This is a genomic window from Streptomyces caelestis (assembly GCF_001279005.1).
Classification (GTDB): Bacteria; Actinomycetota; Actinomycetes; order Streptomycetales; family Streptomycetaceae; genus Streptomyces; species Streptomyces heliomycini.
On record NZ_LGCN01000210.1, the window covers coordinates 23,747 to 37,194 of the forward strand.

A 13,448-nucleotide genomic window follows, 5' to 3' on the forward strand; every position below is an offset into this window, starting at 1 on the left:
TTCACGCCACGACGGACGGCATGCCATGCTGTCTGATCATCCACCCTCACCGACTGTCACGGACGGGACCCATGCCTACGGAAGCCAACAGGGACGAGGAGGCCAGGGCAGCCACGACGGACAGGGCGGGCGGGGCGACGACGGGAGCCGGCGCCGCGCCTCCCGCCCCGGCCTCACCGCTCACCGAGCGCCAGGAGGCACGTCGGCGCCGCATCCTGCGGGCGTGCGCGCGGCTGGCCGGCCGGGGCGGCTTCGACGCGGTGCAGATGCGCGAGGTCGCGGAGTCCTCGCAGGTGGCGCTCGGCACGCTGTACCGCTACTTCCCGTCCAAGATCCATCTTCTGGTCGCCACCATGCAGGACCAGCTGGAGACCCTGCACGGCACGCTGCGGAAGGAGCCGCCGGCCGGCGAGACCCCGGCCGAGCGGGTCGCGGAGACCCTGATGCGGGCCTTCCGCGCGCTCCAGCGGGAGCCGCACCTGGCCGACGCGATGGTGCGCGCCCTGACCTTCGCGGACCGCGGCGTGAGCCCGGAGGTGGACCAGGTCTCCCGGCAGACCACGGCGATCATCCTGGACGCCATGGAGCTCGCCGACCCCACGCCCGGGCAGCTCTCGGCCGTCCGGGTCATCGAGCACACCTGGCACTCGGCCCTGATCACCTGGCTCTCGGGCCGCGCCTCCATCGCCCAGGTCGAGACCGACATAGAGACGGTGTGCCGCCTGGTGGACCTGACGGCCCCGAAGAGCGCCGACGGCGCCTGACCGCCGCCGGCTGCCGCCGACAGCCACCGGCGACCACCGGCGACCACCGGCGACCACCGGCGAAACTTTCGAACTCCTTCCGTTGACGCCGGTGGCGGGCCTCCCTTCCGCCACCCCTCGCGGACCGACGACTTTCGTCATGCGTGAACGATTGACCGTCTCTTCGGTGACCCATATCGTCACCGCAGAAATTCGGAGCCGAGTCCGAAACTTTCGCTCGACCGCACGGCAGCAATCCCGCCCATCCGCAGCACGTGACCCCATCGGAGAAGGGATGACATGCGCATGATTAAGAAGCGAACGGGGGCGAGAGCCGGAGGCGGCGGCCCCGCACGCGGCCGGCTGCGCGCCGCCCTCGGCGTCACCACCACCGCCCTGCTCACCGTCACCGCGCTCGCCGCACTCCCCCGGGCCACCGCGCACGCCGCCGACACCCTGGGCGCGGCGGCGGCCGAGAAGGGCCGCTACTTCGGCGCCGCCGTCGCCGCGAACCACCTCGGCGAGTCGCCGTACACCACCACCCTGGACCGCGAGTTCAACTCGGTGACGCCCGAGAACGAGATGAAGTGGGACGCCGTCGAGCCGAGCCGCGGCACCTTCCTCTTCAGCCGCGCCGACCAGATCGTGGACCACGCCCGGAGCAAAGGCATGAAGGTCCGCGGACACACCCTGGTCTGGCACTCGCAGCTGCCGAGCTGGGTCTCCGGACTCGGCGCGAGCGAACTCCGGTCGGCCATGAACAACCACATCACCCAGGTCATGACCCACTACAAGGGCCGGATCCACTCCTGGGACGTGGTCAACGAGGCGTTCCAGGACGGCGGCAGCGGCGCCCGGCGCAACTCGCCCTTCCAGACGAAGGTCGGCAACGGCTTCATCGAGGAGGCCTTCCGCACCGCCCGGGCCGCCGACCCGAACGCCAAGCTCTGCTACAACGACTACAACACCGACGGCGTCAACGCGAAGAGCAACGCCGTCTACGCCATGGTCAAGGACTTCACGTCCCGCGGCGTGCCGATCGACTGCGTCGGCTTCCAGTCCCACTTCAACCCCAACTCCCCGGTCCCCTCCGACTACCGGGCCAACCTCCAGCGCTTCGCCGACCTCGGCGTCGACGTGCAGATCACCGAGCTGGACATCGAGGGCTCCGGCCAGGCCCAGGCCACCGACTACGGCAACGTCACCAAGGCCTGCCTCGCGGTGACGCGCTGCACCGGCATCACGGTGTGGGGCATCCCGGACAAGTACTCGTGGCGGTCGAGCGGCACTCCCCTGCTGTTCGACAACGACTACAACAAGAAGCCCGCGTACGACGCCGTGCTGAGCGCCCTCGGCGGCGCCCCCGGCGGCGGCGACCCGGGCGACCCCGGTGACCCGGACGCGGCCTGCACCGCCACCTACACCACGGCGGAGCAGTGGAACGGCGGCTACAACGGCAAGGTGACGATCACCGCGGGCAGTTCGCCGATCACCGCCTGGAGCGTGAACGTCACCATGGCCGCCCCGCAGAAGGTCGTCTCCGTCTGGAACGGCTCACCCACCTGGGACGGCGGCGGCGACGTCATGACGGTGCGCTCCAGCTGGAACGGCTCCCTCGCGGCCGGGGCCTCGACCAGCTTCGGCTTCACCGTCAACGGCGGCAGCACGCCCCCGCCACAGGTCGGCGCCTGCACGGCCTCCTGAACCGCCCCGCCCGCGCCGCACCCGCACCCCGGGCCGGGGTGCGGGTGCGGCGCGCGTGCCACGTGACCTCACTCACCGAAGCCACTCCTGACCCCTTCCTTACGGGCGGGTAGAGTGTCGGCGTCGTCATCACCCGTACGGGGGGAAGCCGGTGCAATTCCGGCGCTGACCCGCAACCGTGAACCGTCCGTAGGGACGGTGAGCCGGACTGCCCCGCACGGTTCGTGACCGGCTCACGTGCCCGGCGGACCCGCCGGCGCACCGGCACCGTCGAGGTATACGGAGCCGAGCCGCCGGGATGTCCCGCGCTGCCCGGCTCCCCGCAGGGAAGGCACCCGCCGATCATGAACGTCCGCCGCAGCGCAGCGGTCCTGGCCGCCGTCGCCGTGATCGGCGCCGCCGCTCCGGCCGCCGCCGACACCACCCCGTCCCCGGCGCCGTCCCCGGCGCTCCCCTCCGCCCTGTACGGCGACGGCGACCCGCAGTACGACGGCGTCTGGCGCCAGTCGCTCGCCCTGCTCGCCCTGCACACGGTCGGCGTCGAGCCGGCGAAGGCGGCCGTCGACTGGCTCACCGGGCAGCAGTGCGCCGACGGCTCCTTCGCCCCGTACCGCGCCGACACCGCCGGGGCGTGCGACGCGAAGACGATGGTCGACACCAACCAGACCGCCGCCGCCGTCCAGGCCCTCGCCGCGCTCGGCGGCCACGACGACGTCACGAAGAAGGCCCTCGACTGGCTGAAGTCCGCGCAGAACGGGGACGGCGGCTGGGGCTACACGGCGGGCGGCGCCAGCGACACCAACTCCACCTCCGTCGTCATCGGCGCGCTCGCGGCCGCCGGCGAGAAGCCGGCCGAGGTGAAGAAGGACGGCAAGTCCCCCTACGACGCCCTGCTGGAGCTGGCGCTCCCCTGCGAGGGCGACGGCGCGGGCGCCTTCGCCTTCCAGCCGGACAAGAAGGGCGAGCTGGTCGCCAACGCGGACGCGACGGCGGCGGGCGTGCTCGGCTCGCTCGGCGCGGGCCTGGTCGTCGAGCCCGGCAAGGGCGGGGCGGCGAAGGACGCCGCCTGCGAGCAGGCCGACACCCCCGAGCAGGCCGCCGCCAACGGCGCCGCCCACCTCACGGACGCCCTCGCCGAGGACGGTCACCTCACCTCCGCCCTGGCCGGCGCCGAGGACCAGCCCGACTACGGCAACACCGCCGACGCGGTGGTCGCGCTCGCCGCCCAGGGCGCCCGCGAGCAGGCGGAGAAGTCCCTGGCCTGGCTGGAGAAGAACGCCGCCGACTGGGCGGCGCAGAGCGGCCCCGCCGCCTACGCCCAGCTCGTCCTCGCCGCCCACGCGACGGGTGCGGACCCGCGCGCCTTCGGCGGCACGGACCTGGTGGAGCGGCTGGGCGCGACCGGCCCCGCCGCCCCCGAGAGGACCGCCGGGGCGAAGAGCGACGACAAGGACGAGAAGAAGGAGTCGGACTCCGGCTTCGGCGTCTGGTGGTTCGTCGGCGTCTGCCTGGTCGCCGGCATCGGCATCGGCTTCCTGATCAGCGGCCGCACGAAGCGGCGGCAGCCGTGATCCGCCGGGTCACCGTCCTGTTCCTGGCCGCGCTCCTGCCCCTGTCGGCGGGCGCGGGCCAGGCGCAGGCCGCCGGCTACCGCTACTGGGCGTTCTGGGAGCGGGACGGCACGGCGTGGACGTACGCCAACCAGGGCCCCTCCCTCGCCCGCCCCGCCGACGGCGACGTCCACGGCTTCCGCTTCTCCGTCAGCGAGGACTCCGCCGACGCGGCGAAGCCCCGCGGCGCCGCCGACTTCGGCGCCATCTGCGCGAAGACCCCGGCGGCCGACGGCACGAAGCGCGTGGCCCTGGTCATCGACTTCGGCACCCCCGCCGACGCCCCGTCCGGCGAGACCCCGCCGGCCGGCCGCACGGCCTGCGCCCAGGTCCCCGAGGACGCCACCACGGCCGAGGCCCTGGCCTCGGTCGCCGAACCCCTCCGCTACGACACCAACGCCCTGCTGTGCGCGATAGCGGGCTACCCGAAGAAGGGCTGCGGCGAGCAGGTCTCGACGGACCAGAACCCGGCGCCCGCGGAGGAAGAGAGCGAGCCGGACGACTCGAGCGGTCCGTCGGTGGGCCTGCCGGCCGGAATCGCCGCAGTGGCCCTCCTCGGAGCAGCAGCCGTCTGGCAGACACGCCGCCGTGGCTAGCTTCCGCAGCCGCGGGCACGACTCCCCGCCCAACCGCGGGCAGTCGTGCCGCTGGGGCGGCACGGGTGGGCGCGGCGGCACCCCGCAAACGCCGGGCCGCGCAACACCCCCCGCCCAGCGACAGCACTGGCACCGGCACCGCCCCCCACTCCACCCCGGCGCCTGGTGGCTCTGGGCCCTCTCCCTCGGCACCGCGGCCACACGCACCACCAACCCCCTCCTCCTCGCCCTCCTCATCACCGTCTCCGCCTACGTCGTGGCGACCCGCCGCCCCCACGCCCCCTGGTCCCGCTCCTACGGCGCCTTCGTCAAACTCGCCCTCGCCGTCCTCCTCGTCCGCCTCGCCTTCGCCGTGCTCCTCGGCTCCCCCATCCCCGGCACGCACGTGCTCGTGCACCTCCCCGAGGTCCCCCTCCCCCACTGGGCCCAGGGCATCCGCCTCGGCGGCAAGGTCACCGCCGAGGCCCTCGTCTTCGCCCTGTACGACGCCCTCCGCCTCGCCACCCTGCTCATCTGCGTGGGCGCCGCGAACGCCCTCGCCAACCCCTCCCGCCTGCTCAAGTCCCTTCCCGGCGCCCTGTACGAACTCGGCGTGGCCGTCGTCGTGGCCCTCACCTTCGCGCCCCACCTCATCGCCGACGTCCAGCGCCTGCGCGCCGCCCGCCGGCTGCGGGGCCGGCACGACAGCGGCGTCCGCGGTCTGCTCCAGGTCGGGCTCCCGGTCCTGGAGGGCGCGCTGGAGCGCTCGGTCGCCCTCGCCGCCGCGATGGACGCCCGCGGGTACGGCCGTACCGCCGCCGTCCCGCCCGCCGTCCGCCGTGCCACCGCCGCCCTCACCCTCGGCGGTCTGCTCGGCGTCTGCGCCGGAACGTACGGACTGCTCACCGCCGAGGGCGGCGCCTACGGCCTGCCCGTCCTCCTCGCCGGTGTCGCCGCCGCCCTCGGCGGCCTGCGGCTCGGCGGCCGGCGCACCCTGCGCACCCGTTACCGCCCCGATCCCTGGGGCGCCCGCGCCTGGCTGGTCACGGCGTCCGGAGTCGCCGTGGCCGCCCTCCTGACCCTCGCCGCCTCCCGCGACCCGGCGGCCCTGCACCCCGGCGTGGTCCCGCTCGTCGCACCCGCCCTCCCCCTGTGGCCGGCGGCGGCCGTCCTGATCGGTCTGCTCCCCGCCCTCGTCACCCCCGCCCCCGAGCCCACGGACCCCCGCAAGGAGCCGACGACGTGATCCGCTTCGAGAACGTGTCGGTGACCTACGACGGAATGGCCGAACCCGCCGTCCACGGAGTCGACTTCGAGGTCCCCGAGGGCGAACTGGTCCTTCTCGTCGGCCCGTCCGGCGTCGGCAAGTCGACGGTGCTGGGCGCGGTGAGCGGTCTGGTCCCGCACTTCACCGGCGGCACCCTGCACGGCAGGGTCACGGTCGCCGGCCGCGACACCCGCACCCACAAGCCGCGCGAACTCGCCGACGTCGTGGGCACGGTGGGCCAGGACCCGCTCTCCCACTTCGTGACGGACACGGTGGAGGACGAACTGGCCTACGGCATGGAGTCGTTGGGCCTCCCACCGGACGTGATGCGGCGCAGGGTCGAGGAGACCCTGGACCTCCTCGGCCTCGCCGGTCTCCGCGACCGCCCCATCGCCACCCTCTCCGGGGGCCAGCGGCAGCGGGTCGCCATCGGCTCGGTCCTCACCCCCCACCCCCGGGTGCTGGTCCTCGACGAACCGACGTCCGCGCTCGACCCGGCCGCCGCCGAGGAGGTCCTGGCCGTCCTCCAGCGCCTGGTCCACGACCTGGGCACCACCGTCCTCCTGGCGGAACACCGCCTGGAACGCGTCGTCCAGTACGCCGACCGGGTGGCCCTGCTGCCGGGCCCCGGCGAGCGGCCGTGGCTCGGCGGCCCGTCGGAGGTGATGGCGGTCTCCCCCGTCTGTCCTCCGGTGGTCGACCTGGGCCGCCTCGCCGGCTGGTCCCCCCTCCCCCTGACGGTCCGCGACGCCCGGCGCGCGGCGGGTCCGTTGCGCGACCGCCTCGCCGGCGGGCGGCCGCCCGCCCGGGAACCCGGACCGCCGGCGCCGGCCCCCGCCGCCAGACGCCTGTTCCCGCGCGGGAAGCCCGCCGCACCCGCCCCCGCCCACGTGGCCGAGGTCCGCTCCCTCGCGGTCCGCCGCGACCGTGTCCAGGCCCTGCGCCACGTCGACCTGACCGTCGCCCCCGGTGAGACGATCGCCCTCATGGGCCGCAACGGCGCCGGGAAGTCGACGCTGCTCAGCGCGCTGGTGGGCCTGGTCGTCCCGTCCTCGGGCTCGGTCCGCACCGGCGACGCGGTCCCCCACCGCACCCGCCCCCGCGACCTGGTCCGCCGCGTCGGTCTGGTCCCCCAGGAACCCCGCGACCTCCTGTACGCCGACACGGTCGCGGCGGAGTGCGCGGCCGCCGACGGGGACGCGGGCGCCGAGCCCGGCACCTGCCGCGCCCTGCTGACCGAGCTGCTCCCCTCGGTGGCCGACGAGACCCATCCCCGCGACCTGTCCGAGGGTCAGCGCCTGACCCTCGCCCTGGCGGTCGTCCTCACCGCGCGCCCGCCCCTGCTCCTCCTCGACGAGCCGACCCGCGGCCTGGACTACGCGGCGAAGGCCCGCCTGGTGACGATCCTGCGCGGACTGGCCGCCGAGGGCCACGCGATCGTCATGGCCACGCACGACGTGGAGCTGGCGGCGGAGCTCGCCCACCGGGTGGTCCTGCTCGCCGAGGGAGAGGTGATCGCGGACGGCCCGGCGGCGGAGGTGGTCGTGGCGTCCCCGTCCTTCGCCCCGCAGGTGGCGAAGATCCTGGCCCCGCAGCAGTGGCTCACGGTCTCCCAGGTCCGGGAGGCGCTGGACCGATGACCACCACCACAGGACGGCGGACGGACCGCCAGGCCCGGGCCGTCCGCCTGGGCCCCCGCTCCTGGCTGGCCCTCGCCCTGGTCAGCGCGGTGGGCGTGGCCGGCTTCGGCTGGCCGTTCCTCGCCCCGCCCGCCTCGTCGCTGAACGCCCACGCCCAGGACGCCCCGTGGCTCTTCGCGGGTCTGCTGGTCCTCCTGGTCGCGGTCGTGGCGGCGACGATCTCGGAGTCGGGCCTGGGCCCGAAGGCGGTGGCGATGCTCGGCGTCCTCGCGGCGGCCGGCGCGGCCCTGCGTCCCATCGGCGCGGGCACGGCCGGCCTGGAGCCCATGTTCTTCCTCATGGTCCTCAGCGGCAGGGTCCTCGGCCCCGGCTTCGGCTTCGTCCTCGGCTCGGTGACGATGTTCGCGTCGGCGCTGCTCACCGGCGGTGTCGGACCGTGGCTCCCGTTCCAGATGCTGGCGATGGGCTGGTTCACCACGGGTGCGGGCCTCCTGCCGGGCCCCGACCGCCTGCGCGGCCGCGCGGAGGTCTGGATGCTCGCCGGGTACGGCTTCCTGGCCGCCTTCGCCTACGGCACGGTGATGAACATGGCGGGCTGGCCCTTCATGTCCGTCCTGGCCTCGAACATCTCCTTCTCCCCCGACGCGTCGCTCCCCGCCAACCTGGCCCGCTTCGCGGCCTACTGCCTGGCGACGTCCCTCGGCTGGGACCTGGGCCGCGCCCTGGTCACGGTCGTCCTGACCCTCACCGTGGGCCCCTCCCTCCTCAAGGCCCTCCGCCGGGCCACCCGCAGGGCGGCCTTCGAGGCGCCGGTCACATTCGAGGACGCCCCTGAGCGATCCCCCGCTCACCCGCCGCGACCGGGACGGTGAACCACCCCACATGACCCGCCTCACATACGACCCGGCACCGTAGCGACGCGCCGGTTTCGCACAGGGCGTCCCCGCTCCTCGCTCCGGCCTCTCCGACCTTCGGTAGTAAGACGGACCTTTGCGGACAATTCCGGGATTTGCTTCTGTGGAGCGGTCGCCAGGCGCCGACGTACCCCACGGGTCGCGGCGCCGACGCATGCCCCCGCCGCCCACGGCGTCCGGTCACCGCGTGACGCGACCTTCCTGCTTCCGACCGAAAGGCCGCCCGTGTCCGCCGCTTCCCTCCTCCGCACCGTCGCCACCCCGAAGAAGACCCTCGCCGGCGCCGCCCTGACCGTCGCCACCTGCGGCACCCTGATCGCCGCCGCGCCCGCCCAGGCCGCGTCCACGACGAGCGCCTCCTCCGCCCGGGCGACCGCGCAGAAGATGATCGGCGACTCGGCCGAGTTCCAGTGCTTCTCGAACATCGTCCAGCACGAGAGCGGCTGGAACCACACCGCCACCAACGCCTCCAGCGGCGCCTACGGCCTGGTCCAGGCCCTGCCCGCCTCCAAGATGGCCTCGGCCGGCGCCGACTGGAAGACCAACCCCGCCACCCAGATCAAGTGGGGTCTGGACTACATGAAGGACCGCTACGGCAGCGCCTGCGGCGCCTGGTCCTTCTGGCAGTCCAACAACTGGTACTGACGGCACCGCGCCCCCCGTACCGAAGGCGGCGACCCCACGATCCCCGGGGCCGCCGCCTTCGTCGTTGACCGGACGAGCAGGCTTCATTCGCCTTCGACACCGCATCCCCCTCGGACATCGGCACGCCTCGACACCAGCGAATTTGCGCCAGAGCCGCCCGCTTGACGCAGCCTCAACTCTTACTGACTCTCCGTTACGCCACCAAGTGAGCAGCATCATGGTTTCGCGTGGATGCGGAGGGGTTCAGTCCGGCTTTGCAGCCCCATTTCGGAGACGATATCCGGCTGGCAGGGGCCCTGCTTCCTCCGGTCTCGGCCCACTGGTCACTCAGTGCTTTCACACGAGGTGCATGAGGGGGCGGCGTCAAATCATGCAAACCCAAGTGAAACTGCCTGTCCAGGACTGCGCATCGACGCCCCTGGATGCGCAACGCGCTTGACTCCGGCGGGTGAACAGCTTTAACTCTGCGCAACTTGTGAAACTTTTGAAACTCTGGGGTAGGGGCTGTGGATTTTGGGGCGGGGGGCACAGTCATGCCCAAACGTCGTCGCGGGAGCCGGGCGTGCCGTGGGATGTCCGTGATAGGCGCGGCGATTGCGGCGCTGTTGACCACGTTGTTGGTGGAGCCGTCCGCGGCTCAAGCCGCAGTGTCGACGGTGGACTCCGAAGAGTTGTCGGAGGGGCAGAAGGCCCTTGCGGAGGCTCAGGAGTCCGGTAGTCGGGTCGAGGTGACGGGGCAGCGCTCCGAGCGCACTACGGTTTTCGCCAATCCAGACGGTTACACCTTCACCTTGCAGGAGTCGTCGGTTCCCGTACGCGTCTCCAAGCCGGGGGGCGGCTGGGAGACGCCGGATGCGACGTTGGAGAAGCGCGCGGACGGTTCGATCGCTCCGAAGGCTGCGGCGCCGCAGATCGTATTCTCCAGCGGTGGTGGGAAGGATCCGCTGGTGCGGATCGCGAGCCAGGGCCGCTCGATCGAGCTGAGTTGGCCGGGCAGCCTCCCCGAGCCTGAGCTGGACGGCGCGAGCGCCATGTATGCGAACGTGCTGCCGGATGTGGATTTGAAGGTCACCGCGACGGCGGAGAGTTTCCAGCACGTCCTGGTTGTCAAAACTCCGGAGGCTGCGGCTGGAGAGAAGCTGAAGAAGCTCACCTTCGGCCTGAAGACGACCGGGCTTGCGGTCCAGGAAGGCGCATCAGGAAGCCTGGCTGCGGTCGACCCGAACGGCCAGACGGTGTTCAAGGCCCCGCCCGCGCGTATGTGGAACTCGGCCGGCAAGGCGCTTGCGCAGCCGTCCGCGTCTCAGGCGGCACGTGCGGCGGCGGATGAGACGAGCCCGTCCGACCCGTCCGACCCGGCGGAGTCGGCCCCGTCCGGATCTGGTGTGGAGCCGGGGCAGGGCGACCAGGTGGCGACGATGGATGTGGAAGTCGGCAAGGAATCCTTGTCGATCGTCCCCGACCCCGACCTCCTTGCCGAGAAGGACGCTTCGGTGTTTCCGCTGTTCATCGACCCATCGGTGACCTGGGGCGAGGCGGAGCGGACGCTGCTGCGGTCGGACGGCTATGAGTCCTACGGTTGGGGCAACGGCAATGACGACATGGGCAAGGGCGCAGGCAAGTGCGGTACCTGGAACGGCTACTACTGCGGTCCGGGCTATGTGCAGAAGCTGTACTTCGAGTTCTCGCCCGCGAGCCTGAAGGGCAAGCACGTCCTGGACGCGACGTTCCGGGTCACCGAACCGTGGGCGTTCCAGTGCGCTCCGCGCTGGGTGGACCTGGTCCGCACCAACAACATCTCTTCCTCCACCACCTGGTCCTCACGTCCCAAGGAACTGGACTTGATGGGCGATCGGCATGTCTCGGCGGGCCGGGGCGACTTGTGCAGCCCGGGGCTGCCGGATGCGGCGATCGAGTTCAACGACAACCCGGAGGAGACGAACGAGAACCTCACCCCGACCGTGAGGAACTTCGCGGCGGGCAAGTTCTCCCGGCTCACGCTGGAGATCCGGGCGCACGACGAGTCGGACACCGCGGCATGGAAGCGGTTCAAGAACGATGCCGTCCTCGAGGTCTCCTTCGTAGGTATTCCGGACAAGCCGAGCGGCATCGGGCTCGTGACCGGTTCGGGCACGGTGTGCTCGACCAACGAGTCGAACCCGACGATCGCCTCCGACCCGACGCCGGCGCTGACGGCGACGACGCAGACCAAGGCGGGCGGTGAGGAGGATGCGCAGCTGCGGATCGCCTTCGACGTCGACCGCAAGAACACCGACGGCACGTGGGCGGACACCAACGCCGGCACGAATGACTCGCGGCCCTCGACAGGGTATGCGGGGGACGGGAAAAAGCAGACCATCGACTGGTCCACCCTCACCGAAGGTCCCGTACACCGCTATCGGGCGTGGACACAGTCGTTCTACAACGGTGGCAAGAGTCACCTGTCGGGTCCGTCGAACGGCTCCACCACCGGTTTCTGCTACTTCAAGGTCGACCCGACCGCCCCGAAGGCACCGAAGATCACTATCGGCAGTCCGTACAAGGAGTGCCTGCCCAACGACTGCCAAGCGCTGGGCGGCCCGGGGCAGAAGGCCACCTTCAGTTTCGCACCTGCCACGGGTGACACCGGTGTCGTGTCGTATCAGTACACGCTGTCAGGTATGACGACCTGGCCGACGGCCAACGGATCGTCGGCCAGCGTGCCAGTGACGCAGGCGGGCACATACACGCTGTGGGTCCGAGCGAAGGACAACGTCGGCCGCTACGGAGCCTGGAGCACGGTCGACTTCCTGGTCGCCGCCGGAGCCGGGCCGATCGCGCGCTACCACTTCAACGAGGCCGCTGGCGTTGCCATCGACGCCGCCACCGACGACGGCAAGGACGACGCGACCCTGAGCGCCGGTGCGAGCCGGCCCAACTACGGGCGACGCGGTCTGATCACCCATGACGCGCAGGGACAGCCGTTGGCGACTCCGGTCGACGACAAGGGTTTGAAGCTGGACGGCATTGGCGGTTATGCGGCGACCAGCGGCCCCGCAGTGGAGACCCGGTCCTCGTACACCATCTCTGCCTGGGCGCGGGTCACGCCGGGCACCACGGGCACCAAAACCGTGCTGAGCCAGGACGGCGGCAACAGCAGCCCGTTCTACGTCTCCTACGGCGCAGACGGGATCAAGGACTGGAGCCTGCGGGTGCTGACCGAGAAGGACGGTACCTACACCTGGAACAAGGCACGTGCCAAGCAGACCAGCCCCACCGGTGTCTGGACGCACCTGACGGCGAGCTTCGACGCCGACAACAACAAGGTCCGCCTCTACGTCAACGGAGTGCTCCAGTCCGAGGTGGATGCCGGTGTGCCCTGGTCGGCCACGGGCGGCCTGCAGATCGGCAGGGCGAAGTGGAGCGGTAACTACGCCGACTACTTCGATGGCGTGGTGGACGAGGTCACGGTCTGGCAGCGCACACTCACGCCGGAGGAGATCGCCAAGGACGCCAAGCTGCTGGTCTCGGAGCAGTTCGCCGGAGTGGAACTGATCGCGGACTGGAACCCCACCCGCGGCGTCGACGGCACCACGATCAAGGACACTGTCTCCTCCTACGGCAAGAGCCTCACGCTGGCCGGAGGCGCTTCAGTCACCGACGAGGAGATCGTCCTCGACGGCGTCGATGACGCCGCCACGACCGCAGGTCCTGTAGTCGACGGCAGCAGCTCATTCACGGTGACCACTGGCGTGACCCTGGACGGAGCGAAGCTGCTGACCAAGGACATCGGCTACATCGGGCAGGTCGCGGGCCAGCGCACCGCGGACGGCTCCGCATGGGGCCTGTGGTTCGAACTCACCGGCAGGAAGACCGTGCTGGACGAGGAGACCATGGAGGAGATCACAGTGCCGGAGGGCAAGTGGCACTTCGGTCGTCTCGAGTCCGATGGCACGTTCTCCTCCGTCACCTCCGAAGAGACCGCGAGCGTGGACAGCGTCGCGCGGCTGACCGGCGTACACGATTCGGTGGACGGCACGATCAGCCTCTACATCGGCTACAGCCGGAACGGCGACGCCAAGGCGTACACGGCGCAAATCGGCAGCGGTGAGTTCGCCCTCGGCAAGGCATACGCGACCGGTGGCTGGAAGCACTTCCTGCCCGCTCGGATCTCCGATGTGCGCCTGTGGGCCGGCGCGATGGCCAGTGCCGAGCAGGTCGAAGTCACGGTGGGCGACTGACCTGCAGTGAGTGGTTGGGCAGCCCCAGGGCTGCCCAACCACCCCGCGGCCGCATTCCCCGGCCGCTTCCGCAACTTGATTGATCTTCCAATTCTCGTGAACCGGATGGGTACGAAACTCATGACATTTG

At 71.6% G+C, this 13,448-nt stretch carries 9 protein-coding genes; all 9 read left to right on the top strand.

Annotated elements, in window-relative coordinates; all coding sequences use genetic code 11:
* Positions 1–71: 71 nt before the first annotated feature.
* The 9 genes from ADK41_RS23405 to ADK41_RS23445 all read left to right on the top strand — a co-directional run bounded on the left by ADK41_RS23405 (position 72) and on the right by ADK41_RS23445 (position 13,318).
* Positions 72–764, top strand: coding sequence for a TetR family transcriptional regulator (locus ADK41_RS23405; protein WP_037803045.1), 693 nt, complete (start codon positions 72–74; stop codon positions 762–764).
* Between the two features lie 279 nt (positions 765–1,043).
* Positions 1,044–2,447 (top strand): endo-1,4-beta-xylanase, encoded by a 1,404-nt coding sequence (locus ADK41_RS23410; protein WP_078661720.1) that lies wholly within the window; start codon positions 1,044–1,046, stop codon positions 2,445–2,447.
* A 344-nt stretch (positions 2,448–2,791) separates the two neighbouring features.
* A complete protein-coding gene (locus tag ADK41_RS23415) occupies positions 2,792–4,018 on the top strand; it encodes a prenyltransferase/squalene oxidase repeat-containing protein (RefSeq protein WP_030817778.1) in 1,227 nt (408 codons plus the stop codon).
* Positions 4,015–4,653: an SCO2322 family protein gene (locus tag ADK41_RS23420; RefSeq protein ID WP_030817780.1), complete on the top strand. Its 639-nt coding sequence runs from the start codon at positions 4,015–4,017 to the stop codon at positions 4,651–4,653. Before ADK41_RS23415 ends, ADK41_RS23420 begins: the two co-directional genes overlap by 4 nt.
* On the top strand, positions 4,646–5,878 hold the full coding sequence (locus ADK41_RS23425) for an energy-coupling factor transporter transmembrane component T (RefSeq protein WP_078661721.1): 1,233 nt from the start codon (positions 4,646–4,648) through the stop codon (positions 5,876–5,878). Before ADK41_RS23420 ends, ADK41_RS23425 begins: the two co-directional genes overlap by 8 nt.
* On the top strand, positions 5,875–7,539 hold the full coding sequence (locus ADK41_RS23430; protein ID WP_030817784.1) for an ABC transporter ATP-binding protein: 1,665 nt from the start codon (positions 5,875–5,877) through the stop codon (positions 7,537–7,539). Before ADK41_RS23425 ends, ADK41_RS23430 begins: the two co-directional genes overlap by 4 nt.
* On the top strand, positions 7,536–8,411 hold the full coding sequence (locus ADK41_RS23435) for an ECF transporter S component (RefSeq protein ID WP_030817786.1): 876 nt from the start codon (positions 7,536–7,538) through the stop codon (positions 8,409–8,411). The genes ADK41_RS23430 and ADK41_RS23435 overlap by 4 nt, the downstream gene beginning before the upstream one ends.
* 267 nt (positions 8,412–8,678) lie before the next feature.
* Complete coding sequence (locus ADK41_RS23440; RefSeq protein WP_030817788.1) at positions 8,679–9,098, top strand: transglycosylase SLT domain-containing protein; 420 nt, start codon at positions 8,679–8,681, stop codon at positions 9,096–9,098.
* Between the two features lie 533 nt (positions 9,099–9,631).
* Positions 9,632–13,318, top strand: coding sequence for a LamG-like jellyroll fold domain-containing protein (locus tag ADK41_RS23445; protein WP_234318486.1), 3,687 nt, complete (start codon positions 9,632–9,634; stop codon positions 13,316–13,318).
* Positions 13,319–13,448: the final 130 nt, after the last annotated feature.

Coding starts and splice junctions, on each gene's coding strand:
- ADK41_RS23405 (WP_037803045.1), top strand. CDS start 72: ATGCCTACGGAAGCCAACAGGGACGAGGAGGCCAGGGCAGCCACGACG.
- ADK41_RS23410 (WP_078661720.1), top strand. CDS start 1,044: ATGCGCATGATTAAGAAGCGAACGGGGGCGAGAGCCGGAGGCGGCGGC.
- ADK41_RS23415 (WP_030817778.1), top strand. CDS start 2,792: ATGAACGTCCGCCGCAGCGCAGCGGTCCTGGCCGCCGTCGCCGTGATC.
- ADK41_RS23435 (WP_030817786.1), top strand. CDS start 7,536: ATGACCACCACCACAGGACGGCGGACGGACCGCCAGGCCCGGGCCGTC.
- ADK41_RS23445 (WP_234318486.1), top strand. CDS start 9,632: ATGCCCAAACGTCGTCGCGGGAGCCGGGCGTGCCGTGGGATGTCCGTG.